Source organism: Nocardioides segetis (genome assembly GCF_051390595.1).
Classification (GTDB): Bacteria; Actinomycetota; Actinomycetes; order Propionibacteriales; family Nocardioidaceae; genus Nocardioides.
On the sequence record NZ_JBNINR010000004.1, the window covers coordinates 100240 to 125557 of the forward strand.

Here is a 25318-nt window from a genome sequence, read left to right on the forward strand (position 1 = left end):
GCGGAGTGCATCGGGGGCAAGCGTGGGCCCGGAGGGTCTGCGCGCCGCCCTCGATAGGCGACACGCTCGGCCAAATAGACTCAGGCCGGCAGCGTGGCGCCCGCGCGGAGTGCATCGGGGGCAAGCGTGGGCCCGGAGGGTCTGCGCGCCGCCCTCGATAGGCGACACGCTCGGCCAAATAAGCTCAGGCCGGCTGCATCTCCGCGTCGCCGGTCAGGATCTCGGCCGCTCGGGCCGACATCAGCTTGTCGTTCTCCTCGGAGAGGCGGAGGACGAGGGACTCCAGCTCAGCGACCCGGTTGCGCAGCCGAGCGTTCTCGACGGCGAGACGGGGGTCGCGGAGGTCGCTGTTCAGGTGACCGATCAGCGCCTTGGCCATGAAGTTGAGCCTTCCGGTTCGACAGGGTGTCGGCCCTTGGGGGCCGTCTCCAAGAGTCCCACTTCGCGGCATCCTGGTCAAACCTGGGAACGCCCGCCGCCCACCCGTCCGCCGTGGACGTGACGGACGACGGGCGGGCCCGTCCGAGTGCCGGGAGGGCCGTGGCCGCCGCAACGGGGAAGGCCCGACAGCCCCGGGCCCTCCCGGCACGTTCGTGGGGACGCGTCAGCAGCTGTGGCGGACCTCGCCGGTGCAGCTGTCACGGCCGGCGCCGCCGTAGACGACGTCCACGCCCTTGCCGCCCTTGAGCACGTCGTTGCCGCCGCGGCCGCGGATGACGTCGTCACCGGCCCGGCCCTTGATCGTCTCGGACTTGTCGCTGCCCAGCAGCGTGTCGTTGCCGGCGCCGCCGCTGTAGGACTGCAGGCCCTTCAGCCGGACGGCGTTGCCGCCCTCCCAGCTGGCCACGCCCGCCGAGACGTCGATGCGGACGGAGGTCGTCAGCGGGGCGAGGCTGAACGAGTCGACTCCGGAGCCGCCCTTGAGCAGCGAGGTGGCGACCGTGTTGAGGCCCGGCTCGGCGGGCTCGCCCGTCGCCGGCTGCGGCGCGGCCACGATGAACGCGTCCTGGCCCTTGCCGCCCTTGATCTCACCCGAGGTGCGGTCGAAGACGACGGTGTCGTCACCGGCGTTCATGCGCAGCGTGCTGGTGAGGTAGGTGGCGTAGACGATGTCGTCCCCGGCACCCGCGTGGACGTCGGCGACCGGCACCTTCACCGTGATGGTGTCGTCACCGTCGCCGCCGAACACGACGTCGTTGCCGGCGAGCACGCTCACCTTGTCGTCGCCGGCACCTGCGTCGACCCGGTCGTCGCCCGCGCCGCCGTCGATGGTGTCGTTGCCGTCGCCGCCGGTGATGGTGTCGTTGCCCCCACCGCCGAGGACCGTGTCGTTGCCGCCGAGGACGCTCACCGTGTCGTTGCCGGCACCGGCGTCGACCCAGTCGTTGCCCGCACCGGTGGTGATGGTGTCGTCGCCGTCGCCACCGCAGACGGTGTCGTTGCCGCCGAGGCCGTTGAAGGTGTCGTTGCCGGCGTCCAGGAAGACGACGTCGTCGCCGGCGGTGCCGTTGAGGACGTCGTCGCCGGGCGTGCCGATGACCGTCGCGGGCTTGCCGTTGCACAGGGGCGGGTCGGCGGCGTACGCCGTCCCGGGAACGACGGCCGTGGCCCACAGGGCACCGCCCGTCACGAGGGCGAGGGCACCCGCCGTACGCCGGAGATTCGCGTGCATGGTTCGTACTCCTTGACTGTCGTCGAACATGACATCCAGCACAGCGGATCGCGACGGCAGGGGATTACACCCTCGCGTGCCGGGGAAGACGACCGGGACACGCGGGCGCGGGTGTAATGGTTCGACCACCCGGTCCGCTCACCGTGGTGTGTCAGGATCGATGGCGGTGGGCGAACTGGGCGACGTCCCCTGTCTCCCCACCGTCCGCACCCTGACCACCGAGCGAGGAGGCGTCCTGAGTCCGCGGGAGCCCCAGCGCACCGTCGACCCGCTCGGCGAGCCGCTGACGCGGGCGCTGGACGGTGACGAGGAGGCGTTCGGCGAGGTCTGGCGCCTGCTCCACCCGCCCCTGCTGCGCTACCTGCGCGTGCGCGACCGCGACACGGCCGAGGACATCGCCGCCGAGACGTGGCTGCACGTCGTGCGCGACCTGTCGCGCTTCGCCGGGGGCCCGGCGGAGTTCCGCGCCTGGGTGTTCACGCTGGGGCGGCACCGCGCCATCGACGCCGGACGGGCCCGTGCGGCGCGGCCGAGTACGCCGACCGCGGAGATCATCGACATCGGCACGGCACCGAGCGCCGAGGCGGCCGCCCTGGAGCGGGTCGACACCGACGCGGCCGTCCGCCTGGTGGCCACGTTGCCACCCCACCAGGCGGAGATGGTGATGCTGCGGGTGGTGGCGGGACTCTCCGTGGCCGAGGTCGCGGCGATCGTCGACAAGAAGCCCGGCACGGTGGCGGTCAACGTCCACCGGGCGCTGAAGAAGCTGGCACGGACACATCGGGCCCGGAGGGGCGAGGGGGTGAGCACGAGATGACCTGGGAGCCGGACGGCCTCGACGAGTTCGAGGACTCCGCGCTGGTCCGCGCGCTGCGCGCACCCGGCACGCCCGAGGAGCTGGCCGACGAGGACCGCTTCGTGGCCGCCTATCGCCGTGCACGGCGCGGCCCGGCGCGGGGTGGCCGGGTGGTCGGCCGCATCGGCGTCGGCGGCGCCGCCCTGCTGGCCGCCGTCACCCTGACCGGGGGCGTCGCGGCCGCCGCCTACACCCAGAGCCTCCCGCACTCCGTGCAGGCCCTCGCCCACGACGCGTTCGGAGGCGTCGGTGTCCCCCCGGAGCGCGCGCCGGCGCCGCTCCCCACCGCGCGTACCGCGCCACCGACCGACGAACCGACGCCGGCGGCGAGCGAGCGGTCCGATGACCGGGACGGACCGGAGTCCGCCCGGTCGTCGCGCGCCGGCGACCGGGACTCCCCCGCCACCGCGTCGTCGGTCGAGACCCCGTCCGGCGACGGCTCGGAGGCGACCGTGACGGATCCGTCCGCCAGTGCGACCTCCTCCGGCGGGCCGACGGAGACGGCGTCGCCCACCGACGCGTCGAGCGGTCCGTCGACCACGACACCCACCCCGCCGGCGACGATCCCGACCACCGTGTCGGTGACCACCTCGGTCCGCCGGGTCGTGACCGGCGGGCAGGCCAGCGTCACCGCCCTGGTCCTCGACGACGACGAGCCGGTGGTCGGCGAGCAGGTGCGGCTGCTCCAACGACTCGGCACCGGCCGCTGGACGCAGGTCGCCTCCGGCGTCACCGGCTCCGACGGCACCGCGATCTTCGCGACGGGCACCCTCGTCGAGAATGCGTCCTTCCGGATCCGGGTCGACGTCGACACCGACGGGGACGAGGAGGCGGACCGCGTGCTGCAGTCGCGCAAGCGCCGCATCGGCGTGCAGCCCGTGCTCAGCCTCAGCGCCACCGGGCCGCTCGTCTCGGTGCACGCCCTCGGCGCCGGGCCCGGGGACGCGTTCACCGTCAGCCGGCGGGCCACCGACGGACGCCTGGTCCGCATCGGCATCCGCCAGCTCGACGACCAGGGCAACGCGAGCGTCGACCTGTCGGCCTACACCGGCCGGGTCCGGATCCAGGTCCGGGTGCTGCGCACCTCGACCCACACCGCGGTCAAGCGCTGGATCACGGTCCGGGTGCCGCGGGAGCCGAAGCCCCCGCAGACGCCTACGCCGACGCCGTCCTCGTCGCCCTCGCCGAGCGCGGAGCCGACTGGCAGCGCGGGCAGAAGTACGACGACCGGTTCATGAACGCGACCCGCCGGATCGGCGTACCGCACCGGTCGCAGGGCTCGGCCTCGCGACCGTAGGCGTGCAGGGAGCGGTCGAAGTAGCCCGACTCCCCGTTGACGTTGACGTAGAGCGCGTCGAAGGACGTGCCGCCCTGCGCCAGCGCCTCGTTCATGACCGCGCGGGCATGGGCGAGCAGCTCGGTCGCCTGGGCGCGGGTCAGCCGGTCGCCGGGACGTTCGCCGTGGATCCGCGCGCGCCACAGCGCCTCGTCGGCGTAGATGTTGCCGACGCCCGAGATCAGGCCCTGGTCGAGCAGCAGCCGCTTGACGCCGGAGGTGCGCCTGCGCAGCCGCGCGACGAAGGCGGCGTCGTCGAACTCCGGATCGAGGGGGTCGCGGGCGATGTGCGCGATCTCCGGCGGGAGGACGGCACCGCCGGGCGAGATCGACAGGCCGCCGAACATGCGCTGGTCGACGAACCGCAGCTCGCGGCCGTGGTCGGTGCCGGCGAGCGCGAAGCGGACCCGCAGATGGCGCTCCGCCGGCGCCGAGGACGGCTGGACGAGGAGCTGGCCGCTCATCCCCAGGTGGCCGAGGATCGCGTCCCCGCCGGTCGGGTCGTCGAGCGGGAGCCAGAGGTACTTGCCGCGGCGGCGGGCGCCCACGATCCGCCGGCCGGTCAGCGCGGCGGCGAAGCCGGCCGCGCCGGTCGGGTGCCGCCGGACCGGGCGGTCGTGCAGGACGTCGACCGCGGCGATGGTGGCGCCGACGACGTGGCGCTCGAGGCCGGCGCGGACGACCTCGACCTCGGGGAGCTCGGGCATCGGTCCGGATGTCAGCTGCCGGAGCCGGCCGTACGGCCGTCGGCGTCGAGGCCCAGGGCGGCGGCGATCTCGCCGTACGCCGTCTCGGCGGCGCCCTGCTCGGCCTCCTTCTTGGAGCGGCCGGTGCCGTTGCCGTAGAGCTTGTCACCGACGCGGACCTGGGCGGTGAAGGTCTTCATGTGATCGGGACCGTCGTCCTCGATGACGTACTCCGGGACGCCGAGGGACTGGTCGGCGGACAGCTCCTGGAGAGAGGTCTTCCAGTCCAGGCCCGCGCCGAGGGCCGAGGCGGCCTCGATGAGCGGGTCGAAGAGCCGGTGCACGACGGTCGAGGAGACCTCGATGCCGCCACTGAGGTGGATCGCGCCGATCACGGCCTCGACCGTGTCGGACAGGATCGAGGCCTTGTCGCGACCGCCGGTCGCCTCCTCGCCGCGGCCCAGCTTGATGTGGGCGCCGAGGCCGATGTCGCGGGCGACGCCGGCGAGGGCCCGGGCGTTGACGACGGCGGCGCGCAGCTTGGCCAGCCGGCCCTCGGAAAGATCCGGGTGGGCCAGGTAGAGGGTCTCGGTCACCACCACGCCGAGGACGGAGTCACCGAGGAACTCCAGCCGCTCGTTGGTCGGCAGACCGCCGTTCTCGTAGGCGTAGGAACGGTGCGTCAACGCGCGTTCGAGCAGCTCGGGGTCCAGCCTGGGATCCCCGAGCGCTCGACGCAGCTCGACGTAGTTGGTGATGCCGCTGGCCTTCGACCGGGAGGGGTCAGAGGACCTGGCGACGGTCGGCGCGCGCGCCGTACTGGCCGCAGGTGCCGCAGGCACGGTGCGGGAGGTGCTTGGCACCGCACGCCGGGTTGGCGCAGGTGACCAGCACCGGGGCGACAGCCTTCCACTGCGAGCGACGGTGCCGCGTGTTGCTGCGCGACATCTTCCGCTTCGGAACAGCCACTGTCTTCTCCTTGCTTCGGGTGCGCTCGGGTGAGCGCCTCTTCAGTCCGTGGGGTCTTGATCGAGCTCGGCCAGCGCCGCCCACCGCGGGTCGATCGCAGCCTCGTGGCCGTGGTCCGGCTGGTCCGCGAGCCGCACCCCGCACTCGGGGCACAGTCCGGGACAGTCGTCCTGGCACAGCGGCTGGAACGGCAGTGCGAGCACCACCGCGTCCCGCAGCAGCAGCTCCAGGTCGACCAGGTCGTCCTGGAGCATGCTGACCTCGTCGTCCTCCTCGGCTCCCTCGGCGTCACGGATGTCGTCGTAGACGAACAGCTCCTGGAACGTCACCTCGACGTCGTCGTGGATCGGCTCCAGGCACCGCACGCACTCACCCTCCAGGGCGGCCGAGGCCGTCCCGGTGACGAGCACGCCTTCCATGACCGCCTCCAGGCGCAGGTCGAGCTCGACCGGCGCGCCCTCGGGGACGGAGAGGACTTCGATGCCCAGATCTGCTGGAGCCGGCACTGTCCGCGACACCTGACGCTGGGACCCCGGGCGGCGTCCGAGCTCGCGGGTGTCGAGCACGAGCGGCGCTCTCGGGTCCAGAGTGTTCAGGGGTTCGCTTCCAGGTCCGGGCACAACAGATCAGAGCAATCGTAGTGGGGCGGCGTGGAGCCGGCCAAATCAGGCTCTCGGACCGCCGAGCTTCCGGGTCAGTCGCTCGTGCACGGCCGGCGGCACCAGCTCGGCGACGTCGCCGCCGAGGGACGCGACCTCCTTGACCAGGCTGGACGAGACGTAGCCCAGGCTGGCCGTGGTCGGGATGAAGACCGTCTCCACGCCGCTGAGGTGGGCGTTCATCTGCGCCATCGGCAGCTCGTACTCGTAGTCGTTGCCGCCGCGCAGGCCCTTGACGATCGCGTGCGCGTCGATCTCCTTGCAGAAGTCGACGATGAGCCCGGTGAAGCCCATGACGCTCACGTTCGGCAGCTCGGCGCAGGCCTCGCGCAGCATCTCCAGGCGCTCCTCGGGATCGAAGAGACGCGACTTGGAGATGTTGGTACCGGTCGCCACGATCAGCTCGTCGAAGAGCACCGAGGCCCGCCGGAAGATGTCGAGATGGCCGTTCGTGACCGGGTCGAAGGAGCCGGGGCACACCGCGCGGGTCATGAGGCGAGGCTATCGGTGGGGCTCGCCTCGGCCAGCCACAGGTGCGTCTCGCCGTACTTCCTGAGCCGGCGCTTCCCCGCCAGCGGCTCCAGGCCGGCCGGCCAGCTCGGCTCCGGGCTGCGGCGCGAGCGCTCCACGACGACCAGGGCTCCCTCGGCGAGCCAGCCCTGGGCGGCGAGCAGCGCCAGATCCCCCGCGAGGGTGATGTCGTCGAGCGGGTAGGGCGGGTCCATGAAGACCAGGTCGTACGGCGCGCGGGCCGGCTCGGCCAGGACGGCGGTCACCGAGCGCGCGAGCACGTCGGCGGCCTCGCAGCCGATGGAGCGGGCATTGCCCCGGATCAGGTCGGCCGTGCGCCGGTCGGACTCGACGAGCGTGACCGCCTCGGCGCCGCGCGACCAGGCCTCGAGCCCGATCGCGCCGGAGCCGGCGTACAGGTCGAGGAAGCGCAGCCCGTGCAGCGAGCCGGCCCAGGACTCGACGGCTGAGAACAGTGCCTCGCGGACCCGGTCGCTGGTGGGCCGGGTCGACGCGCCCTTCGGGGTCTGGAGGCGGCGGCCGCCGGCGCGGCCGGCGATGATGCGGGTCATCGGGCGCCTACGACTTGTCCACGAAGTCGGCGAGCTGCGAGCGCTCGAGGGTTCGCACCGCGTCGGCGAGCCCGGGGGCCTGGCCGAGCTCGGCGTCGACGTCGAGCAGCCCCTCGGCCGCCTGGCGGGCGGCGACGATGGTGTCCTCGTCACGGAGCACGCGCAGGTTCTCGAGGCTGGACCGCCCGCCCGCCTGCGAGGCCCCGAGGACGTCGCCCTCACGCCGCATCTCCAGGTCGATGCGGCTCAGCACGAACCCGTCGGTGGTCGAGGCGACCGCCTCCAGACGCTCGCGCGACGGCGAGCCCGCCTCGGTGTGGGTCACGAGCAGCGCCAGGCCGGGAAGTCCGCCCCGACCCACCCGGCCACGGAGCTGGTGGAGCTGGGAGATGCCGAAGCGATCGGCGTCCAGGATCACCATCGTGGTGGCGTTGTGGACGTCGACGCCGACCTCGATCACCGTCGTCGACACGAGGACGTCGAGCTCGCCGGCCGCGAACGCCCGCATGGTGGCGTCCTTCTCGTCGGCGGGCAGGCGGCCGTGCAGGCGGCCGATGCGCAGTCCGTCGAGCGCGCCGGCGGCGAGCCGCTCGACGACCTCCTCGACGGCCGCCGCGGGCGGCCGGGGCGTGGGCTGCTCGGTGCCACCCTCGGTGTCGTCCTCGGGGTCGGGCAGGTCGACGGCATCGACCTGGCCGGCCTCCGCCTCGTCGCCGGAGATGCGGGGGCACACGACGTACACCTGGTGGCCCTTGCCGACCTCCTCGCGCACCCGCTCCCAGACCCGCGCGATCCAGCCCGGCTGCTCGGCCAGCGGGACGACGTTGGTCTGGATCGGCGCTCGGCCGGCCGGCAGCTCGCTGAGCGTCGACGTCTCGAGGTCGCCGAAGACGGTCATCGCGACGGTCCGTGGGATCGGGGTCGCGGTCATGACGAGCAGGTGCGGCGGCGCGGACGCCTTGTCGGTGAGCGCGGCCCGCTGCTCGACGCCGAAGCGGTGCTGCTCGTCGACGACGACGAGGCCCAGGTCGGCGAACATGACCTTCTCCTGGAGCAGCGCGTGCGTGCCGATCACGATGCCGGCCTCGCCGCTGGCGATCCGAGACAGCGGTCCGGTGCGCTGGGTCTTGCTCATCGAGCCGGTGAGCAGCTCGACGCGGGTGCCGTCGCCCGAGCCGAAGATCGTGCCGCCCTCGGCGAGGTCGCCGAGCATCGTGACGATCGAGCGGTAGTGCTGCTGGGCGAGCACCTCGGTCGGCGCCAGCAGCGCCGCCTGGCCTCCGGAGTCGACCACTCGCAGCATCGCCCGCAACGCCACCAGCGTCTTGCCGGAGCCGACCTCGCCCTGCAGCAGGCGGTTCATCGGGTGGGGCTGCGCGAGGTCCGCCTCGATCTGGCGGCCGATCTCGACCTGCCCGGCGGTCAGCCGGAACGGCAGGCGCTCGTCGAAGGCCTCGAGGACCGCGCTCACTCCCCCCGTGCGGACGGTCGCGCCCTCGGCCCGACGCGCGCGCCGGCGCCGGCCCAGCACCAGCTGCGTGATCAGCGCCTCCTCGAACCGGAACCGGTGGTGCGCGAGCGCGACCTGATCACGGTCCTCGGGCCGGTGGACCCAGTCGTAGGCCTGCTGGATGCCGAGGACGTCGTACTCCTCGCGCAGGGCGTCGGGCAGCAGCTCGGCCACCGGCTCGACGACCTCGCGGGCGAACGTCACGGCGCGGGCGACGTCCCAGGTCTCGACGCCCTTGGTGAGGGGGTAGATCGGGTAGAGCGGGCCGAAGTCGAGGACGTCCTGGACGGCGCTGCCCTCCCCCTCGGCCTCGTCGCCCATGCCGAAGATCGTCATCGCCGGGTTGACCAGCTGCCACTGGTCGCGGAACCGGTCGGCCTTGCCCAGGAAGACACCCCGGTTGCCCTGCGCGACGCGGCGCGCGTGCCAGCCGGCGGTGCCCTGGTTCTTGGCGAAGAACGTCATCTTCAGCCGGGGTCCGCCGGTGCGCAGCACCGCCTCGACCCGGTACGCCGGGCGGCCGGTGCGGCGGTCCTGGTAGGTCTTGATCTCGCACTGGTCGATCTCGCCGACCACGCACAGGAGCTGACCGATGCGCAGGTTGTCGACGCGGGTGAGCGAGCCGGTCTCGAGGTAGCGCCGCGGGAAGTGCCGCATCAGGTCGCCGACGGTCTCGATGCCGAGTCCCTCGGCGAACCGCTTGCGCTTGGCGGGCGTGGTCGGCCCCAGGACCGCGGTCACGGGCGATGTGAAGTCGATGGCCACCTGAACCTCATTCGACGGACATGAGGAGCGGGTACCGCTCCTGCCCACCGTCGTACACCACGACGTCGACATGGGGGTGGAACTCCTCCACCCAGGCGGTCGCGCGCTCGGCCAGCCCCGCGCTGTCGGTGCCGCTCACGATCGTCACCAGCTCGCCGCCCGCGGCGAGCAGGCGGTCGAGGACGACCAGCGCAACCGCGCCGAGATCCTCACCCACCACGGCGAAGTCGCCCGCGATCACGCCCAGCGCGTCACCGGGTTCGCAGGGGCCGGCCATCGTCATCGCCTGCCGGGCGGCGATCGTGACCGCCCCGTGCCGCACGTGGCGGGCGGTCGCGGTCATCTCGGTCACGTCCTGGTCGAACGCGCGCCCCGGCTCGTGGACCGCGACGGCCGCGAGGCCCTGCACCTGCGTGTGGGTCGGGATCACCGCGACCCGCAGTCCGGCGGCGCCGTGGTCGGCCTCGGCGGTGCTCGCCGCGGCCAGGGCCGCCCGGATCGTCGGCTCGTCGTTGGGCAGCACCACGACCTCCCGCGCTCCGCACGCCGTGATCGCCTCGAGCAGCTCGCCGGTCGACGGGCGACGGCCCGGTCCGCCACGGACGACCTCCGCGCCGGCCTCGGCGAACAGGTCGGCCAGGCCCGGTCCGGCCGCGACGGCCACGACCCGGCGACCCGCGAGCGTGGGCGGGGCGGGCGCCTCGGCCGCCTTCTGCGCGATCTGCTCGGCGAAGTGGGTGACCCGGATCCGGTGCGGGCGACCGACGGAGAGGCCCGCCTCGATCGCGGCGCCGACGTCGTCGGTGTGGACGTGGACGTTCCACAGGCCGTCGCGGCCCACCACCACGACCGAGTCGCCGAGGGTGCCGAGCTGCTCGCGGAGGCCGGGCGCGGCCGCGTCGTCGGTGTCGAGGAGGTACATCACCTCGTAGGCCGGACCGTCCGCGCTCAGGTCGTCGCCGCCCGCCTCGACGTGCGGCACCGGGATCACGTGACTGCCCAGCGGCGCCGTCACCGGGATCGGCCGGCGACCGGTCAGGACCGTCTCGGCGGCGTCGAGGATGACCGACAGGCCACGGCCGCCGGCATCGACGACTCCCGCCTGGGCGAGGACGGGCAGTTGCTCGGGGGTGTGGCGCAGAGCCTCCCGGGCCGCCGCGGCCGCCGCGGCGAGGACGTCGCTGCTGCGCGCGTCCTCGGCACCGGCCGCCGTCGTACCGGCGTCGGCAGCGGCACGCATCACCGTCAGCATGGTGCCCTCGACCGGCTCCCCCACGGCGGTGTAGCTCGCGGCCGACGCCTGCTGGAGCGCCTCGGCCATGACCACGGCGTTGCGCTCGTCGGCGCGCGCGGCGCCGATGCGGCGCGCGGCCGCGCCGAGCATCTCGCTGAGGATGACCCCCGAGTTGCCGCGGGCTCCGAGCAGCGCGCCCCGCGCCATCGCCGCCAGCGGCGCGTCGACCTCGGTCACCCGGTCGGGGCTGTCGGCGTGCTCGCCGAGGGCCGCCCGGATCGCGTCGCGCGCCGCGACCACGGTGAGGTACATGTTCGTGCCGGTGTCGCCGTCGGGCACCGGGTAGACGTTGAGCGCGTCGACCTCCTCGCGCGCGCCCGCGAGGGCGTCCACGGCGATGTCGACGAACCGGACGACCGACGCCAGCGCGATACCGCTGCGCCTCTCCCCGGGCGCCGTCCGCTCGTCCATCGACGTCACCCTAAGGCACGTGCGGCGCGCGCCGCCGATTTCGGTCAGCGTGGCCGCGTCGGCTATTCTCATCCGGTTGCCCGAAGCGCCCTCTGCGCGCCCGGCACGCACGACTTAGTTACGAGCAATCCTCCAGGAGTGACGACCATGGCCGCCGTGTGCGACATCTGCGACAAGAAGCCGACCTTCGGCAACAACCGGCCGTGGTCGCGCAAGATCACCAAGCGCCGCTTCGACCCCAACATCCAGCGGGTGCGCGCCGTGGTCAACGGCACCCCCAAGCGTCTCAACGTGTGCACCGGCTGCATCAAGGCCGGCAAGGTCACCCGCTGACCTGAGCTCCTCCCACCGACCCGTCGCGTCCGAACGCGCCGGGTCGGTGTGTTTTTGCGCGACCCGGCGGTCCGAGCGCAGCGAGGACCGGGCGGCGAGGTCGATCTCCGACACGCTCGGCCCCCGTCGCCCCGTGTTGCCGCCAGGCGGGGCCAGGCCCTACGCCACTCGACCGCGGGCCGGCAGCGTGGCGGACGGCGGCGCAGCCGCATCGACCGACGCCCGCGGTCCGAGCGCAGCGAGGACCGGGCGGCGAGGTCGATCTCCGACACGCTCGGCCCCAACAAACTCAGAAATGAGTCCATCCGGTGGGGCCGTCGTAGGCGCCGCCGTCGACCGTGACGGGGAGGTCCCCGCGAGCCGACACCGTCCCGATCCGGGTCCATCCGTCGGGCAGCGCGACGCCGGGCGGGAAGGTGGCCAGCAGCGGATGGTCCTCGCCGCCGCCGAGGACGAAGTGCAGCGGGTCCGCACCGGTCGCCTGGCCGACCGCCAGGAGCGGCTCGGGGATCTCGAAGGCCCCGGACTCCACGTCGATGCTCACCCCGGACCCTTCCGCGAGGTGCCGCGCCTCGGCGAGCAGGCCGTCGGACACATCGATCATCGCGGTGGCCCCCGCCTCGGCCGCGACCGGACCGGCGTCGTACGGCGGGGCGGGGCGACGGTAGGCGTCGACGAGCACCCGGGGCGAGCGGAAGCCCCGGCCCAGCACCGCGAGGCCGCCGGCCGACCAGCCCTGCCGTCCGCAGAGGGCCAGGACGTCGCCGGGCGCCGCGCCGGAGCGCAGGACCGGGGACACGGTGCACGCGCCGAGCACGGTCACGGACACGACGATCTCGTCGGCCCGAGTGACGTCGCCGCCCACCAGTCCGGCGCCGACGGACGCACACTCCTCGGCGAACCCGCGGGTGAAGTCGAGGGCCCACTGCGCCGGGAGATCGGCGGGGGCCGCGAGCCCCACCGTCAACCACTGCGCCCGTCCGCCCATGGCGTTGACGTCGGAGAGGTTCTGCGCCGCGGCCCGGTGACCGACGTCGACGGCATCGACCCAGTCCCGGCGGAAGTGCCGGCCCTCGACCATCACGTCGGTCGACACGACGACGTGCCCCTTGCGGACCCGGAGCACGGCGGCGTCGTCGCCCGGCCCGAGCAGGACGTCCTCCCCGGGCGCCGTCGCGGCGACGATCTCTCCGATCCGGCCGATCAGCCCGAACTCGCCGAGATCCGCCAGCGTCGTGTCCCGGTCGATCGCGTCAGCCATGGGCCCATCCCACCAGACGCGGGCGGCGTCGGGTCCCGCGGCTCGCGGGTTCTGCTGCCGCGGGGCCGCGAGGTAGGTTGATGCCCCGACCAAACCGTCCGACGGGAGCGTGACCCCATGGTGGTGCAGGCCTACATCCTCATCCAGACCGATGTCGGCAAGGCGGCCGAGGTCGCCCGCGAGGTCGGGTCGATCACCGGCGTCACCCTCGCCGAGGACGTCACCGGACCCTACGACGTGATCGTGCGCGCCGAGGCCCGCAACGTCGACGAGCTGGGCAAGCTCGTGGTCTCCAAGGTGCAGAACCTCGAGGGCATCACCCGCACCCTCACCTGCCCCGTCGTCCACATCTGACGGTGCCTCGCTCCTCCCCCGGGCGGCCGATCGCGCTCACCGCTCTGCTCGTGCTGCCCGCGGTCCTGGCGGCCTGCGGCGGCCCCGTCGAGGTCGAGGTGCCGCGGCTGTCCACGGCGGACCGCGCCGCCTGCGCCGCCTTCGCCGCCGATCTCCCCGACACCCTCGCCGACGAGGAGCGGGTGGAGATCGAGCCCGACGACGCTCCCGCGGCGGCGTACGGCGACCCTGCCATCGTCGTACGCTGCGGTGTCGCGAAGCCGGAGGGCTTCGATCTGACCGCGTCCTGCGAGTCGGCGGACGGCGTCGGCTACTACATCCCCGACGAGCAGTACGACGACCAGGACCTCGATCTCACGCTCACCGCGGCCGGCTACAGCCCACGCGTCGAGGTGACGATCCCGGCGCGGTACCGGCCCAATGCCGGCCCGGCAGCCATGTCCGTGCTGGCACCGTTGGTGAAGCAGCACCTCACGCTCGTCGACGACTGCGACTGAGGCCGACGCCGGCGGCTCAGCGCAGGCCGGTGTCGCGTCGCAGAGCCAGCGTGAGCAGCCGATCGACGAGCTCGCCGTAGGGCACGCCCGTCGCGGCCCACATCTGCGGGAACATCGACAGCGGCGTGAAGCCCGGCATGGTGTTGAGCTCGTTGACGACCAGGGAGCCGTCGGGCATCAGGAAGAAGTCGACGCGCGCCAGCCCCTCGCACCCGACGGCGGTGAAGGCCTGGGCGGCCATCGCCCGCATCCGCTCCTGGACGCCGTCGGGGAGCACCGCGGGCACGTCGAGCTCGGTGTGCTCCTCGGGGAGGTACTTGGCCTCGAAGTCGTAGAACTCGTGCTCGCCGGTGATCCGGATCTCCGCGGGCAGGCTGGTGTCGACGCCGCCGTCGAGTGCCTCGAGGACGCCGCACTCGACCTCACGGGCGCCCTCGGCGGACACCTCCACGAGTACCTTCGGGTCGTGCGCGAGCGCGCCCTCGATGGCCGCGTCGATCTCGTCGGCCGTGTGCGCCTTGGCGATCCCGATGCTGGAGCCGCCGCGGGCGGGCTTCACGAAGAGGGGGTAGCCGAGGGCGGCGACACGCTCGCGCACGGCCTGCGGGTCGGCGGACCACTGGCGGGCGGTGACCGTCTCGCTCGGCATCACCGGCAGGCCGGCGTCCTGGAGCACGATCTTCATGAACGCCTTGTCCATGCTGACCGCCGAGGCGAGCACACCGGAGCCGACGTAGCGGACGTCGGACATCTCGAACAGGCCCTGGATGGTGCCGTCCTCGCCCCAGGGGCCGTGCAGCAGCGGGAAGACGACGTCGACCTCTCCGAGCGCCCGCGGAGTCTCGGCCGGCTCACTGACGACGAGGTCGGTGCCGGCCGTGGTCCGGGCCAGGGCGACCGTGGCCCGGTCGCCGTCGACGGACGGGAGCTGCCCGGCGCCGGTGATCCGGTGTCGCTCGGGGTCGTCGGCCTCGAGCACCCAGCGGCCGTCGGTGGCGATGCCGATGGGGATGACGTCGTACTTCTCGCGGTCGATGGCCTGCAGCACGCTCCCCGCGGTCACGCACGAGATGGCGTGCTCACTGGAGCGGCCGCCGAAGACGACAGCGACACGGACACGGCGGCCGGTGGGAGAGCTCATCGGCGATGACCCTACCTTTGGGACATGGCCGCTCCCGCGCACGACCCGTCCACGAACACCCCGGCGCTGCGTCCCGCCACGGTGGCGGTGACCGCCGGCCGGCCACCACACGGCCCGGACCAGCCGCTGAACGTCCCGATCACGATGACCTCGACGTACGGCGCCACGGGCGATCTGGAGTACGCCCGGTTCGGTAATCCGACCTGGTCGGCCTTCGAGGAGACGCTCGGCGCACTCGAGGGCGGACGCGCGCTGGCCTTCTCCTCCGGCATGGCGGCCGTGACGACGATCCTCGACCTGGTCGGTACCGGGAGCAGCGTGATCGCTCCCCGCCACGCCTACAACGGGTCGGTGGGCGCCCTCGCCGACGCCGAGTCGCGGGGTCGGCTGCGGGCCACCCTGGTCGACACGAGCGACACCGCGGCCGTCATCGAGGCGCTGCAGCAGGACGAGGACTGCGCACTCCTCTGGCTCGAGTCCCCGACGAACCCGGCTCTGGAGATCGCGGACATCCCCGCCCTGTGCGCGGCGGCTCGCGAGCTCGGCATCCGGGTCGTGGTCGACAACACCTTCGCCACTCCCCTGCTGCAGCAGCCCTTGTCCCTCGGCGCCGACATCGTCATCCACTCCGCGACCAAGTACATCGCCGGCCACAGCGACGTACTGATGGGCGCGATCGTCGTCGACGACGACGAGGTGTACGCCGCCCTCAAGGGCCGGCGTGACCTCGCGGGCGCGGTGCCGGGGCCGTTCGAGACATGGCTGGCGCTGCGCGGCCTGCGCACCCTCCACGTGCGTCTCGAGCGGGCCGCCGCCAACGCGGCCGAGCTCGCCCGCCGCCTCGCCGACCACCCGGCCGTCGAGGAGGTCCGCTATCCCGGGTTCGGTGCGATCGTGGCGCCGGTCCTCGCCGGCGGCGCCGATGCCGGTGACTTCCTGGTGCGCGCGACCTCGCTGTGGGTGCACGCGACCTCCCTCGGCGGCGTGGAGTCGACCTTCGAGCGGCGCCGCCGCTGGAAGGTCGAGCCGGCCACGATCCCCGAGGGCCTGGTCCGACTGTCGGTCGGCATCGAGGACGTCGAGGATCTGTGGGCCGATCTCGCGCAGGCGCTCGACCGGATCAACGCATGAGCGCCCTGGCCGACCGGCTGCGAGCGGATCTCGCCGCCGCGCTGAAGGCGCGCGACCTGCGCCGGGTCAAGGTGCTGCGCACCGTGACGGCCGTGATCGCGAACGCCGAGGCGGTGCCGGTGACCGAGTCCCCGACGACGACGTCCACGACGAGCGGTCCGATCGCCGGCGCCGCCGCGGGGCTGGGCTCGGCCGAGGCCGCGCGGCGCGAGCTCGGGGACGACGACGTGCGCGCGCTGGTCGCCGGCGAGCGCGACGAGCGGCTCGCCGCGGCCGCACAGGTGGACGGCACCGCGCCGGAGCGGGCGGCGGAGCTGCGGGCCGCGGCGGAGATGTTGGCGGCGTACCTCTAGCAGAGCATCCCGGCAGCCCTCAGGCGGACGGATCGACCCGCGATCCCTGCGGCAGCGCTAGGACAGCTCGGCCTTGGTGTCGCGCGAGATGAACGCGTCCATCAGCTGCGCCGTGGTGAGCCGCCCCTGCACGACCTCGTCGACGGCGTCGACGATCGGCGCCTCGACCCCGGTGCGCGCGGCGAGCGCCCGCAAGGAGGAGCAGGACTTCGCGCCCTCGGCCACCTGGCGGGTCGAGGCGTAGATCTCCTCGACGGTCATGCCCTGGCCGAGCCTCTCCCCGAACGTACGATTGCGCGAGAGCGGCGAGGAGCAGGTGGCGACGAGGTCGCCGAGGCCGGCGAGGCCCATCAGGGTGAGCGGATTGGCGCCGAGATGCATGGCGAGGCGAGCGGTCTCCGCGAGTCCGCGGGTGATCAGCGACGCGGTCGTGTTGTCGCCGAAGCCCTGGCCCACGGCCATCCCGACGCAGAGGGCGACGACATTCTTGTAGGCGCCGCCGTACTCGCAGCCGAGGACGTCGACACTGGTGTAGGGACGGAAGGCCGGTGAGTGGACCCGCTGCTGGAGCATGGTCGCGACCGACTCGTCGGCACACGCGACGACCGAGGCCGCCGGCTCACGACGGGCGATCTCGCGGGCCAGGTTGGGACCGCTCACCACGGCGATCCGTCCGGCCTCGATGTCGCCGACCTCAGCGATCACCTCCGTCATCCGCTTGAGGGTGCCGAGCTCGACGCCCTTCATCAGCGAGACCAGCACGGCGTCCTTCGCGATGTAGGGCAGGAAGGTCGGCAGGTTGTCGCGCAGGGACTGCGACGGAACCGCCAGGACGACGACGTCGGCGCCCGCGAGCGCCTGCTCGGGGTCGTGGGTCGACGTGATCGTCCTCGGCAGCTCGATGCCCGGCAGGTAGTCGACGTTCTCGTGCCGTTCGTTGATGGCCGCGGCCACCTCCTCGCGACGTGCCCAGACGGCCACGTCGTTGCCGGCGTCGGCGAGCACGATCGAGAACGCCGTACCCCACGAGCCGGCGCCGAGCACCGCGACCTTGTTGCCCATCAGCTCGCCGCCTTCTTGTTCTTCTTGAACCGGTCGCCGTGCACCGCCATGTCGTAGCGCTCGGCGGGCGCGGTCATGCCGCGGACCAGCTCGAGCTCGTGCGTGATCGCTGCCATGATCCGAGCGGTCGCCTCGTTGACGACGGCGATCGTGCGTTCCTTGGCGCGCAGGTCGTCGAGCTCGACGGGTGGCCCGACCCGCATCACGACCTTGCGACGGGGTACGACGTGCGGGCGCTTCGTGTACGGCGCCAGGATCTCGTGGGCGCCCCACTGGCCGACGGGGATCACCGGGCATCCCGTCTCCAACGCGATGCGCGCCGCCCCCGACTTGCCCTTCATCGGCCACATCTCGGGATCGCGGGTGATGGTGGCCTCGGGATAGATCACGACGCACTGGCCGGAGCGGACGGCGTCGACCGCGGCGGCGTACGCGCCGACGGCGTCCTTCGTCTCACGCTTGACGGGGATCTGGCCGGCACCGCGCAGGAAGAAGCCGAGCGCGGGGTTGTCGAAGAGTCCGGACTTGGCGAGATAGCGGGGCTTGTAGCCGTGGTCATAGACCAGGTGCGCCGCGGTCAGGGGGTCGACGTGGGAGATGTGGTTGAGAGCGATGATGAAGCCACCGCTGCGAGGGATGTTCTCGCCGCCGATCCACTCGCGTCGGGTCGCCGCCAGGAGCGCCGGCTTGAGGATGGGGACGGCGATGTTGAAGGCCCAGCCCCGCTTCTCCTGCAGCTTCCGAACGGTCACGAGAATGCAGGCTACCGGTCGTCTCGGGGCACGACGACGAGGTCCGCGCGGGCCTGCGAGGATTCGGGGGTGTTCACGCGTCCGGGCTCGTTCGCCGTCCTCCTCCCGGTGAAGTCGCCGGGCACCGGCAAGTCACGGCTCTCGGCGCTGCGCGACGACCAGCGTGCGCTGCTCGCCGCGGCGTTCGCCACGGATGTGGTGGACGCATGCCTGCTGGCCGAGGACGTGGCCGGCGTCCTGGTCGTCAGCGATGACGCGCCGTTCGCGGCCGAGCTCGCGGCCCGCGGGGCGGCGACGTGCGCGGACCCGGCCGGCGGCCTGAACGCGGCGCTCCGGCACGCCGCTGTCGTCCTGCGAGCTCGACGACCGGACCTGCGGCCCGCGGCCCTCTGCGGCGATCTCCCGGCTCTCACCCCCGCCGACCTGAGCGCCGCGCTCGCGGCCGCCGGCCCGGGCCCGTGCTTCGTGCGTGACGCCGACGGAACGGGAACGACGCTCTACTGCGCGGAGTACGACGACTTCGACCCGCGGTTCGGACCGGGCTCGGCCGACGCCCACGCGACCGCCGGTGCGCTTCCCCTGCCCGGGGAGCTCACCAGCCTCCGCCGCGACGTCGACGATGCCGACGGCCTGGCCGCCGCCGTCGCACTCGGCGTGGGCTCCTCCACGGCCGCGGCGCTTCGGCGCATCGGGCGCGTCCCGCAATGACGAACGGGCCGCACTCCTTGCAGAGTACGGCCCGTTCGGCGTGATCGGGAAGTCGGCGTCAGGCCTTCTTCGCGGTCTTCTTGGCCGGAGCCTTCTTGGCGGGCGCCTTCTTGGCCGGAGCCTTCTTCGCGGGCGCCTTCTTCGCGGGCGCCTTCTTCGCAGGAGCCTTCTTCGCAGGAGCCTTCTTGGCAGGCGCCTTCTTCGCAGGAGCCTTCTTGGCGGCGGCCTTCTTGGCCGGAGCGGCGGCCTTCTTCGCGGTGCTGGCTGCCTTCTTCGCCGGAGCGGCGGCCTTCTTGGCGGCGGTCGTCGCGGCCTTCTTCGCCGGAGCAGCCGCCTTCTTCGCCGGCTTCGGCAGCGGGGCGAGCTTCTTCGCGCCGGAGACGACGTTCTTCAGGTCGGCGCCGGCGCTGAACTTCGGAACGGCCTTCTTCTTGGTCTTCACGCGCTCGCCGGTCTGCGGGTTGCGGACCCAACGGGCGTTGCGGACGGCCTTCTCGAACGAGCCGAATCCGGTGATGGCGACCTTCTCGCCCTTGGCGACCTGACGGGTGATCGTGTCGAGAACCGCGTCGAGTGCATGGGCCGCGTCCTTGCGGCTGCCCTCGAACCGGTCAGCCAGCGCGTCGATCAACTGAGACTTGTTCACTACCTGTCCTTCCGAAACGCCGCGCTGGGCGTCCCTTGGGCTGATGCGGCCGAGCCCTCGCCCAGCCGTCCTTTCATGGGAACGCTAGGCACTAGCACGCACAGTCACAATCACCACGCCGAAGTTGTTGCGTGTTTTTTCGTGATTTCGGCGGTATTTAGGCCGATTCGGGCCCATCCAGGCCCTGCTGACGCCCGGGCGACGGCGACGGCGATTCCGGAGAAGCAGACGGGCCGATCCGGCGGAAGACTCGGATCGGCCCGTCGTAGAGCGGTTTCAGGCGTGCTGGGTGACCGGCTTCCAGCTCGGTCGCCCACTCTCGTACGCCGCGATGTCGGCCTCGTGACCGAGCGTGATGCCGATGTCGTCGAGCCCCTCGAGCAGCCGCCAGCGCGTGTAGTCGTCGATGTCGAAGGAGTCCTCGACCTCACCGCCCGGCGTCGTGACGGTCTTGCTCTCGAGGTCGACGGTGATCTGGCCCCCGGGGTTCTCCTCCAGGTACACCCACAGTCGCTCGATGACCTTCTCGTCGACCTGGCCGGCGACCAGGCCGGCCTTTCCGGAGTTGCCGCGGAAGATGTCGGCGAAGCGCGAGGACAGGACCACCTTGAAGCCGTAGTTCTGCAGGGCCCAGACGGCGTGCTCCCGCGACGATCCGGTGCCGAAGTCGGGACCGGCCACGAGCACGGAACCCGCGCTGTAGGCGGGCTTGTTGAGCACGAACTCCGGGTCGTTGCGCCACGCGGCGAACAGTCCGTCCTCGAAGCCGGTGCGGGTCACGCGCTTGAGGTAGACCGCCGGGATGATCTGGTCGGTGTCGACGTTGCTGCGGCGCAGCGGGACGCCGACTCCGGTGTGGGTGGTGAACTTCTCCATGGTCGGGCTCCCTTTCAGACCGTGGCCGGCACGAGGTCGGCGGGCGAGGACAGCGTGCCGCGCACGGCGGTGGCGGCGGCGACGGGCACGGACACCAGGTGGGTGCGTCCCCCCTTGCCCTGCCGGCCCTCGAAGTTGCGGTTGGACGTCGACGCGCTGCGCTCACCGGGCGTGAGCTGGTCGGGGTTCATGCCCAGGCACATCGAACAGCCCGCGCCCCGCCACTCGGCGCCGGCGGCGATGAAGATCTGGTCGAGACCCTCCTCGATCGCCTGGTTGCGGACCCGGACCGAGCCCGGCACGACGAGCAGGCGCGTGCCCTCGGCCACGTGGTGGCCCTTGATGATGTCCGCGGCGAGGCGCAGGTCCTCGATGCGGCCGTTGGTGCAGGAGCCCACGAACACGGTGTCGACCTTGATCGCGCGCATCGGCGTACCGGCCTCCAGGCCCATGTACTCCAGCGCCTTCTCGGTCGCGATCTTGTCGGTGGCGTCCTCGTAGTCCTCGGGGCTCGGGACGTTGGCGCCGAGCGGGACGCCCTGGCCGGGGTTGGTGCCCCACGTGACGAACGGCGTCATCTCCGTCGCGTCGAGCACGATCTCCTTGTCGAACTCCGCGTCGGCGTCGGTGACGAGGGTCTTCCAGTGCGCGACTGCAGCGTCCCAGTCGGCGCCCTTCGGGGCCTCGGGCTTGTCCTTGATGTAGGCGAAGGTCGTCTCGTCGGGAGCGATCATGCCCGCCTTGGCGCCCCACTCGATCGACATGTTGCAGACCGTCATCCGGCCCTCCATCGAGAGCTCCTCGATGGCCTGCCCTCGGTATTCGACGATGTAGCCCTGGCCGCCACCGGTGCCGGTGTGCGCGATCAGCGTGAGCACGAGGTCCTTGGCGGTGACGCCCTCGGGCAGGGAGCCGTTGACGGTGACCGCCATGGTCTTCGGCTTGGCCTGCGGCAGCGTCTGCGTGGCGAGGACGTGCTCGACCTCCGAGGTGCCGATGCCGAACGCGATCGCGCCGAAGGCGCCGTGGGTGCTGGTGTGGGAGTCACCGCACACGATGGTCATGCCGGGCTGGGTGAGGCCCAGCTGCGGGCCGACGACATGGACGATGCCCTGCTCGATGTCGCCGAGCGGGTGCAGGCGGACGCCGAACTCCTCTGCGTTCTTGCGCAGCGTGTCGACCTGGGTGCGGCTGACCGGGTCGGCGATCGGCTTGTCCCAGTCGAGGGTCGGGACGTTGTGGTCCTCGGTCGCGAGGGTCAGGTCGGGCCGACGTACCTGCCGACCGGCCAGGCGGAGACCGTCGAAGGCCTGGGGGCTGGTGACCTCGTGGATGAGGTGGAGGTCGATGTAGAGGAGGTCCGGCTCCCCCGGGGTCGATCGGACGACATGCTCGTCCCACACCTTCTCCGCCAGGGTCTTGCCCATGACTCGCTCCTCCTCGTTCGGGTCGTCGACGGCACCTCTGCCGTCGACCGTGAGCGAGCCTACTCTTGCATCCCAGGATCCGAGACGGCAGTATTGCCATATGGACAACTCGAGCGGCGTCGGCGTACTCGACAAGGCGGCCCTGGTGCTGACCGCACTGGAGTCCGGTCCGGCCACGCTGGCCGGGCTCGTGGCGGGCACGGGACTCGCGCGGCCCACGGCCCACCGGCTCGCGGTCGCGCTCGAGCACCACCGCCTGGTGGCGCGCGACATGCAGGGCAGGTTCGTGCTCGGCCCGCGCCTGGCCGAGCTGTCCGCCGCTGCCGGCGAGGACCGGCTGCTCGCCACCGCCGGCCCGGTGCTCGCACGGCTGCGTGACATCACCGGCGAGTCCGCCCAGCTGTGGCGACGCCAGGGCGACCACCGCGTCTGCGTCGCCGCCGCCGAGCGCCCCTCCGGCCTGCGCGACACGATCCCGATCGGCTCCCAGCTGACCATGCGCGCCGGATCGGCCGCTCAGGTGCTGCTCGCCTGGGACGACCCGGAGCGGATCCACCGCGGCCTGCAGAACTCCGCCTTCTCCGCCGCCGAGCTCTCGGCGATCCGTCGCCGCGGGTGGGCACAGTCGGTCGGCGAGCGCGAGCAGGGCGTCGCATCGGTGTCGGCCCCGGTCCGCTCCCCCGGCGGCAAGGTCATCGCCGCCGTGTCCGTCTCGGGCCCGCTCGAGCGCCTCTCCCGCCAGCCGGGACGCATGCACGCACCCGCCGTCCTCGCCGCTGCCGAGCGGCTATCGGAGTCACTGCGCCGCGCCGCTGCGGAGTAACACCAGCCTCAGCCGTCCCATCGGGACGAGAAAACTCATGCCTGGACGAGGAAGCTTCCTCGTCCAGGCATGAGTTTCACCGGCCGGCCGGTGAAACTGTCAGCGAGCCGCGCTCAGAACAGCGCGTCCTGGACCGGATCCGACTCGAGGTCGAGGAGCAGCTGCTTGCGCTCCAGCCCGCCGGCGTACCCCGTGAGCGTGCCGTTGGCGCCGATCACCCGATGGCACGGGATCACGATCGGGATCGGGTTGGCGCCGTTGGCTAGGCCCACGGCCCGCGAGGCCGCGTTGGTCTTGCCGAGGCGCAGCGCGATCTGGCCGTACGACGCGGTCTCGCCATAGTCGATGGCGACCAGTTGCGCCCACACGGAACGCTGCCAGGAGCTGCCGGCGGGCGCGAGCGGCAGGTCGAACTCCGTGCGCTCGCGGGCGAAGTACTCCGCCAGCTGACGGGCGGCCTCCACCAGGAGGGGTGCGTCGTCGGCGCGATCCCCCAGCGGGCGGCCGGTGCCGTCGCGGAACGGCGAGAACTCGATGGCGGTGATCGCCCCGCCCTGCTCGACGATCCGCAGCGGCCCGATGGGCGACTCGATGACGGTCCACATGATCAGCTCATCCTTCCAGCGATGCGGACAGGGACGTCCACAGGTGCAGCAGGGCGTAGGAGCGCCACGGCGCCCACGCCTCGGGGTCGATCCCGGCGACGTCGTGGCGGGCCAGCGCGTGGCGGACGCCGACGTCGGTCGGCAGCCACACGTCCGGGTGCCCGAGCGCACGCAGCGCGATGTAGTCGGCGGTCCATGGTCCGATGCCGGGGAGCGCGAGCAGGGTGCGCCGTACGTCGCCGCGGTCGGGTCCGCGGTCGAGCACGACCTCGCCGGCGGCGATCGCAGCGCAGAGGCCGACGAGCGCACGCCCGCGCGCGCGGGGCATCCGGAACTCCTCGGGCGCCAGTGCGGCGACGGTGGCGGCGTCCGGGAAGAGATGGGTGAGCCCGTCGATGGCGGTCGTCACCGGTCGGCCGTGCGCGGCCACGAGCCGCGCCGCAGCAGTCCGCGCCGCCACGACCGTGACCTGCTGGCCGAGGACGGCACGGACGGCAACCTCGGCGCCGTCGACGTGCCCCGGCACCCGCAGGCCCGGTCGAGCGGCCACGAGCGGCGCGAGCGCGGGATCCGCGCCGAGGTGGGTGTCGACCGCCACGGGGTCGGCGTCGGCGTCGAGCAGTGCGCGCATCCGCGCGAGGGCGGCCGTCGTGTCGCGAAGGTCGTCGAGCGCCAGGCGCAGGGGCAGGTACGACGAACCGGCACCGTCGAGGTCCGCGAGCTCGACCCGAGCGACCCCGGGTCCGTGCGGGAGGTCGAGAGTGCGGGCGTACCAGCCGGCGCCGGCCGCGCCGACGTGCGCGACCTCGACGCCGGGCACCGCGCGGTCCGCCAGGAACCGGAGCAGGGCACTGCCCCGGAACGGTGTGCGCACGGCGATCCGCAGATCGATCGCACCGGCGACCTGGCCGCCTGCGGGCGTCCGGCGCCGACGCAGCTGGCTCGGCGCGGCGTCGTACACCTCGAGCATCGTGTCGTTGAACTGCCGCACGCTGGAGAAGCCGGACGCGAACGCGACGTCGGCCAGGCTCAGCGTCGTGCTCTCCACGAGGGCGCGTGCGGTCTGGGCGCGTTGCGTGCGGGCCAGGGCGAGCGGGCCCGCGCCCAGCTCCGTCGTCAGGAGGCGCGAGAGGTGACGGGACGTGTAGCCGAGCCGCGCCGCCAGGCCTTCCACGCCCTCGCGGTCGACCACGCCGTCCGCGATGAGCCGCATCGCCCGGCCCGCGACCGTCGCGGCGACGTTCCAGTCCGGGCTGCCGGGCGTCGCGTCGGGGAGACAGCGCTTGCAGGCGCGGTAGCCGGCGGCCTGGGCAGCGGCCGCCGTGCGGTGGAAGGAGACGTTGCGCGAGGCAGGGGTACGCGCCGGGCACGAGGGCCGGCAGTAGATGCCGGTCGAGCGGACGGCGGTGTAGAACACCCCGTCGAAGCGACGGTCGCGCGACTGCACGGCGGTGTAGCAGCGCTCGAAGTCGAGCCGCTCCGGTGCGGTTGCGGTGCTGTCCATGTCCTCTATCCTGCCGGGCGCCACCGACATTCTCTCGCGGAAATCGGACATGACGGTCACGGCGATCGGCGCGGTTCTGCCACCCTGGGTCCATGGCGGACGCACCCCTCAATCCCCTCGAGCTGCTGATCAAGTCACAGCAGGTCGCGCTCCGGCTCACCACCGACGTCCTGCGAGGCGTCCGCGACACCGCGGTCACCGGTGTCACGCAGCCCGAGGAACTCGCCCGGCAGGTCGGCGACCTCGCCGGCGCCGTCGCCGGGATGGCGGGAGCGGTGACGAGCCTGGCGAGCGCCACGGCCCAGCCCCTACAGGACTTCATCGTCCGTCAGCGCGAGCTCGCGGACACCGTCCGCACGCTCGCCGAGGCCCAGGCCGAGCTCGCCGCCGTCGTCGCCACACTCGCCGAGCGCCATGCCGATGCCGTCGCCGCCCTGGAGAAGGTCACCGCGCCGATCTTCGCGGTCGTCGGCACGGAGCCGACGCCGCCGAGGACGCGGGCCGCGAAGAGGGCCGCCGGAGCACGGACATCCACCGCCGGCCCGGAGACCGGCTGAATCTCGCAGGAACGCGTTCGGGCCCGGTCCTGATGGACCGGGCCCGAA

Annotated in this window: 29 protein-coding genes; 10 read left to right on the plus strand and 19 right to left on the minus strand. The window is 72.7% G+C overall.

Annotated elements, in window-relative coordinates; translation table 11 throughout:
* Positions 1-184: 184 nt before the first annotated feature.
* Together ACPZVR_RS08910 and ACPZVR_RS08915 are read right to left on the minus strand one after the other, a co-directional pair.
* On the minus strand, positions 185-379 hold the full coding sequence (locus tag ACPZVR_RS08910) for a hypothetical protein (protein ID WP_141006760.1): 195 nt from the start codon (positions 377-379) through the stop codon (positions 185-187).
* A gap of 225 nt (positions 380-604) precedes the next feature.
* A complete protein-coding gene (locus ACPZVR_RS08915; protein WP_436699223.1) occupies positions 605-1672 on the minus strand; it encodes a calcium-binding protein in 1068 nt (355 codons plus the stop codon).
* 166 nt (positions 1673-1838) lie between these two features.
* Between ACPZVR_RS08915 and ACPZVR_RS08920 the strand changes: the two genes are divergently transcribed.
* Together ACPZVR_RS08920 and ACPZVR_RS08925 are read left to right on the plus strand one after the other, a co-directional pair.
* Complete coding sequence (locus ACPZVR_RS08920) at positions 1839-2489, plus strand: RNA polymerase sigma factor (protein WP_436699224.1); 651 nt, start codon at positions 1839-1841, stop codon at positions 2487-2489.
* The gene (locus ACPZVR_RS08925) at positions 2486-3766 is read left to right on the plus strand and encodes a hypothetical protein (RefSeq protein WP_436699225.1); all 1281 of its coding nucleotides are present in this window, start codon (positions 2486-2488) and stop codon (positions 3764-3766) included. Before ACPZVR_RS08920 ends, ACPZVR_RS08925 begins: the two co-directional genes overlap by 4 nt.
* Here the strand turns inward: ACPZVR_RS08925 and mutM are convergent.
* The 8 genes from mutM to ACPZVR_RS08965 form a co-directional block, all read right to left on the minus strand.
* A complete protein-coding gene (gene mutM, locus ACPZVR_RS08930; RefSeq protein WP_436699226.1) occupies positions 3684-4571 on the minus strand; it encodes a bifunctional DNA-formamidopyrimidine glycosylase/DNA-(apurinic or apyrimidinic site) lyase in 888 nt (295 codons plus the stop codon). The genes ACPZVR_RS08925 and mutM overlap by 83 nt on opposite strands.
* 11 nt (positions 4572-4582) lie before the next feature.
* Positions 4583-5392, minus strand: coding sequence for a ribonuclease III (gene rnc / locus ACPZVR_RS08935; protein ID WP_436699227.1), 810 nt, complete (start codon positions 5390-5392; stop codon positions 4583-4585).
* The gene (gene rpmF / locus ACPZVR_RS08940) at positions 5334-5519 is read right to left on the minus strand and encodes a 50S ribosomal protein L32 (RefSeq protein ID WP_141006753.1); all 186 of its coding nucleotides are present in this window, start codon (positions 5517-5519) and stop codon (positions 5334-5336) included. The genes rnc and rpmF overlap by 59 nt, the downstream gene beginning before the upstream one ends.
* Positions 5520-5560: 41 nt before the next feature.
* Positions 5561-6115, minus strand: coding sequence for a YceD family protein (locus tag ACPZVR_RS08945; protein ID WP_436699542.1), 555 nt, complete (start codon positions 6113-6115; stop codon positions 5561-5563).
* A gap of 69 nt (positions 6116-6184) precedes the next feature.
* A complete protein-coding gene (gene coaD, locus ACPZVR_RS08950; RefSeq protein ID WP_436699228.1) occupies positions 6185-6670 on the minus strand; it encodes a pantetheine-phosphate adenylyltransferase in 486 nt (161 codons plus the stop codon).
* A complete protein-coding gene (gene rsmD / locus ACPZVR_RS08955; protein ID WP_436699229.1) occupies positions 6667-7260 on the minus strand; it encodes a 16S rRNA (guanine(966)-N(2))-methyltransferase RsmD in 594 nt (197 codons plus the stop codon). The genes coaD and rsmD overlap by 4 nt, the downstream gene beginning before the upstream one ends.
* 7 nt (positions 7261-7267) lie before the next feature.
* Positions 7268-9535 (minus strand): ATP-dependent DNA helicase RecG, encoded by a 2268-nt coding sequence (locus ACPZVR_RS08960; protein ID WP_436699230.1) that lies wholly within the window; start codon positions 9533-9535, stop codon positions 7268-7270.
* Positions 9536-9542: 7 nt separating this feature from the next.
* Positions 9543-11240: a DAK2 domain-containing protein gene (locus tag ACPZVR_RS08965; RefSeq protein WP_436699231.1), complete on the minus strand. Its 1698-nt coding sequence runs from the start codon at positions 11238-11240 to the stop codon at positions 9543-9545.
* Between the two features lie 147 nt (positions 11241-11387).
* On the opposite strand from ACPZVR_RS08965, the gene rpmB reads away from it, so the two are divergent.
* Positions 11388-11573, plus strand: coding sequence for a 50S ribosomal protein L28 (gene rpmB, locus ACPZVR_RS08970; RefSeq protein ID WP_038680308.1), 186 nt, complete (start codon positions 11388-11390; stop codon positions 11571-11573).
* Between the two features lie 289 nt (positions 11574-11862).
* On the opposite strand, the gene ACPZVR_RS08975 is transcribed toward rpmB, so the two are convergent.
* Positions 11863-12834 carry a thiamine-phosphate kinase gene (locus ACPZVR_RS08975; RefSeq protein WP_436699232.1) on the minus strand — a complete coding sequence of 324 codons (972 nt, stop codon included), beginning with the start codon at positions 12832-12834 and terminating at the stop codon, positions 11863-11865.
* A gap of 117 nt (positions 12835-12951) precedes the next feature.
* On the opposite strand from ACPZVR_RS08975, the gene ACPZVR_RS08980 reads away from it, so the two are divergent.
* Both ACPZVR_RS08980 and ACPZVR_RS08985 read left to right on the plus strand, forming a co-directional pair.
* A complete protein-coding gene (locus ACPZVR_RS08980) occupies positions 12952-13188 on the plus strand; it encodes an Lrp/AsnC family transcriptional regulator (protein ID WP_436699233.1) in 237 nt (78 codons plus the stop codon).
* A 2-nt stretch (positions 13189-13190) separates the two neighbouring features.
* Positions 13191-13685, plus strand: a complete 495-nt coding sequence (locus ACPZVR_RS08985) for a DUF3515 family protein (RefSeq protein ID WP_436699234.1) — start codon at positions 13191-13193, stop codon at positions 13683-13685.
* 16 nt (positions 13686-13701) lie between these two features.
* Here ACPZVR_RS08985 and ACPZVR_RS08990 read toward each other — a convergent pair whose 3' ends face one another.
* Positions 13702-14826, minus strand: coding sequence for a D-alanine--D-alanine ligase family protein (locus ACPZVR_RS08990; protein ID WP_436699235.1), 1125 nt, complete (start codon positions 14824-14826; stop codon positions 13702-13704).
* Positions 14827-14850: 24 nt separating this feature from the next.
* Here ACPZVR_RS08990 and ACPZVR_RS08995 point away from each other — a divergent pair, with 24 nt between their 5' ends.
* Together ACPZVR_RS08995 and ACPZVR_RS09000 are read left to right on the plus strand one after the other, a co-directional pair.
* A complete protein-coding gene (locus ACPZVR_RS08995) occupies positions 14851-15957 on the plus strand; it encodes a trans-sulfuration enzyme family protein (RefSeq protein WP_436699236.1) in 1107 nt (368 codons plus the stop codon).
* Positions 15954-16310 carry a GatB/YqeY domain-containing protein gene (locus tag ACPZVR_RS09000; protein ID WP_436699237.1) on the plus strand — a complete coding sequence of 119 codons (357 nt, stop codon included), beginning with the start codon at positions 15954-15956 and terminating at the stop codon, positions 16308-16310. The genes ACPZVR_RS08995 and ACPZVR_RS09000 overlap by 4 nt, the downstream gene beginning before the upstream one ends.
* Before the next feature lie 57 nt (positions 16311-16367).
* On the opposite strand, the gene ACPZVR_RS09005 is transcribed toward ACPZVR_RS09000, so the two are convergent.
* A complete protein-coding gene (locus ACPZVR_RS09005) occupies positions 16368-17372 on the minus strand; it encodes an NAD(P)H-dependent glycerol-3-phosphate dehydrogenase (protein WP_436699238.1) in 1005 nt (334 codons plus the stop codon).
* On the minus strand, positions 17372-18124 hold the full coding sequence (locus ACPZVR_RS09010; RefSeq protein WP_436699239.1) for a lysophospholipid acyltransferase family protein: 753 nt from the start codon (positions 18122-18124) through the stop codon (positions 17372-17374). Before ACPZVR_RS09010 ends, ACPZVR_RS09005 begins: the two co-directional genes overlap by 1 nt.
* 69 nt (positions 18125-18193) lie before the next feature.
* Here ACPZVR_RS09010 and cofC point away from each other — a divergent pair, with 69 nt between their 5' ends.
* The gene (cofC, locus tag ACPZVR_RS09015) at positions 18194-18832 is read left to right on the plus strand and encodes a 2-phospho-L-lactate guanylyltransferase (RefSeq protein WP_436699240.1); all 639 of its coding nucleotides are present in this window, start codon (positions 18194-18196) and stop codon (positions 18830-18832) included.
* Between the two features lie 58 nt (positions 18833-18890).
* On the opposite strand, the gene ACPZVR_RS09020 is transcribed toward cofC, so the two are convergent.
* The 3 genes from ACPZVR_RS09020 to leuC all read right to left on the minus strand — a co-directional run bounded on the left by ACPZVR_RS09020 (position 18891) and on the right by leuC (position 21781).
* Positions 18891-19478, minus strand: coding sequence for an HU family DNA-binding protein (locus ACPZVR_RS09020; RefSeq protein WP_436699241.1), 588 nt, complete (start codon positions 19476-19478; stop codon positions 18891-18893).
* Positions 19479-19754: 276 nt separating this feature from the next.
* Entirely contained in the window at positions 19755-20354 is a 600-nt protein-coding gene (gene leuD, locus ACPZVR_RS09025; RefSeq protein ID WP_436699242.1) for a 3-isopropylmalate dehydratase small subunit, read from the minus strand.
* A gap of 14 nt (positions 20355-20368) precedes the next feature.
* Complete coding sequence (leuC, locus tag ACPZVR_RS09030; RefSeq protein WP_436699243.1) at positions 20369-21781, minus strand: 3-isopropylmalate dehydratase large subunit; 1413 nt, start codon at positions 21779-21781, stop codon at positions 20369-20371.
* 100 nt (positions 21782-21881) lie between these two features.
* On the opposite strand from leuC, the gene ACPZVR_RS09035 reads away from it, so the two are divergent.
* Positions 21882-22604: an IclR family transcriptional regulator gene (locus ACPZVR_RS09035; RefSeq protein WP_139622247.1), complete on the plus strand. Its 723-nt coding sequence runs from the start codon at positions 21882-21884 to the stop codon at positions 22602-22604.
* Positions 22605-22717: 113 nt separating this feature from the next.
* Here the strand turns inward: ACPZVR_RS09035 and ACPZVR_RS09040 are convergent, their stop codons facing one another.
* Together ACPZVR_RS09040 and ACPZVR_RS09045 are read right to left on the minus strand one after the other, a co-directional pair.
* Positions 22718-23209 carry a methylated-DNA--[protein]-cysteine S-methyltransferase gene (locus ACPZVR_RS09040; protein ID WP_436699244.1) on the minus strand — a complete coding sequence of 164 codons (492 nt, stop codon included), beginning with the start codon at positions 23207-23209 and terminating at the stop codon, positions 22718-22720.
* A gap of 7 nt (positions 23210-23216) precedes the next feature.
* The gene (locus tag ACPZVR_RS09045; protein ID WP_436699245.1) at positions 23217-24713 is read right to left on the minus strand and encodes a DNA-3-methyladenine glycosylase 2 family protein; all 1497 of its coding nucleotides are present in this window, start codon (positions 24711-24713) and stop codon (positions 23217-23219) included.
* A 92-nt stretch (positions 24714-24805) separates the two neighbouring features.
* On the opposite strand from ACPZVR_RS09045, the gene ACPZVR_RS09050 reads away from it, so the two are divergent.
* On the plus strand, positions 24806-25270 hold the full coding sequence (locus ACPZVR_RS09050) for a hypothetical protein (protein WP_436699246.1): 465 nt from the start codon (positions 24806-24808) through the stop codon (positions 25268-25270).
* The last annotated feature ends 48 nt before the right edge of the window (positions 25271-25318 follow it).

Bases quoted from the DNA above. Each gene is read 5' to 3' on its own strand.
- ACPZVR_RS09000 (WP_436699237.1), top strand. From the start codon at position 15,954: ATGAGCGCCCTGGCCGACCGGCTGCGAGCGGATCTCGCCGCCGCGCTG.
- coaD (WP_436699228.1), bottom strand. From the start codon at position 6,670: ATGACCCGCGCGGTGTGCCCCGGCTCCTTCGACCCGGTCACGAACGGC.
- leuD (WP_436699242.1), bottom strand. From the start codon at position 20,354: ATGGAGAAGTTCACCACCCACACCGGAGTCGGCGTCCCGCTGCGCCGC.
- mutM (WP_436699226.1), bottom strand. From the start codon at position 4,571: ATGCCCGAGCTCCCCGAGGTCGAGGTCGTCCGCGCCGGCCTCGAGCGC.
- ACPZVR_RS08910 (WP_141006760.1), bottom strand. From the start codon at position 379: ATGGCCAAGGCGCTGATCGGTCACCTGAACAGCGACCTCCGCGACCCC.
- ACPZVR_RS08925 (WP_436699225.1), top strand. From the start codon at position 2,486: ATGACCTGGGAGCCGGACGGCCTCGACGAGTTCGAGGACTCCGCGCTG.
- rsmD (WP_436699229.1), bottom strand. From the start codon at position 7,260: ATGACCCGCATCATCGCCGGCCGCGCCGGCGGCCGCCGCCTCCAGACC.
- ACPZVR_RS08975 (WP_436699232.1), bottom strand. From the start codon at position 12,834: ATGGCTGACGCGATCGACCGGGACACGACGCTGGCGGATCTCGGCGAG.
- ACPZVR_RS08980 (WP_436699233.1), top strand. From the start codon at position 12,952: ATGGTGGTGCAGGCCTACATCCTCATCCAGACCGATGTCGGCAAGGCG.
- leuC (WP_436699243.1), bottom strand. From the start codon at position 21,781: ATGGGCAAGACCCTGGCGGAGAAGGTGTGGGACGAGCATGTCGTCCGA.
- ACPZVR_RS08990 (WP_436699235.1), bottom strand. From the start codon at position 14,826: ATGAGCTCTCCCACCGGCCGCCGTGTCCGTGTCGCTGTCGTCTTCGGC.
- ACPZVR_RS08915 (WP_436699223.1), bottom strand. From the start codon at position 1,672: ATGCACGCGAATCTCCGGCGTACGGCGGGTGCCCTCGCCCTCGTGACG.
- ACPZVR_RS08995 (WP_436699236.1), top strand. From the start codon at position 14,851: ATGGCCGCTCCCGCGCACGACCCGTCCACGAACACCCCGGCGCTGCGT.
- rpmB (WP_038680308.1), top strand. From the start codon at position 11,388: ATGGCCGCCGTGTGCGACATCTGCGACAAGAAGCCGACCTTCGGCAAC.
- ACPZVR_RS09045 (WP_436699245.1), bottom strand. From the start codon at position 24,713: ATGGACAGCACCGCAACCGCACCGGAGCGGCTCGACTTCGAGCGCTGC.
- ACPZVR_RS09035 (WP_139622247.1), top strand. From the start codon at position 21,882: ATGGACAACTCGAGCGGCGTCGGCGTACTCGACAAGGCGGCCCTGGTG.
- ACPZVR_RS09040 (WP_436699244.1), bottom strand. From the start codon at position 23,209: ATGTGGACCGTCATCGAGTCGCCCATCGGGCCGCTGCGGATCGTCGAG.
- ACPZVR_RS08965 (WP_436699231.1), bottom strand. From the start codon at position 11,240: ATGGACGAGCGGACGGCGCCCGGGGAGAGGCGCAGCGGTATCGCGCTG.
- ACPZVR_RS09005 (WP_436699238.1), bottom strand. From the start codon at position 17,372: ATGGGCAACAAGGTCGCGGTGCTCGGCGCCGGCTCGTGGGGTACGGCG.
- ACPZVR_RS09050 (WP_436699246.1), top strand. From the start codon at position 24,806: ATGGCGGACGCACCCCTCAATCCCCTCGAGCTGCTGATCAAGTCACAG.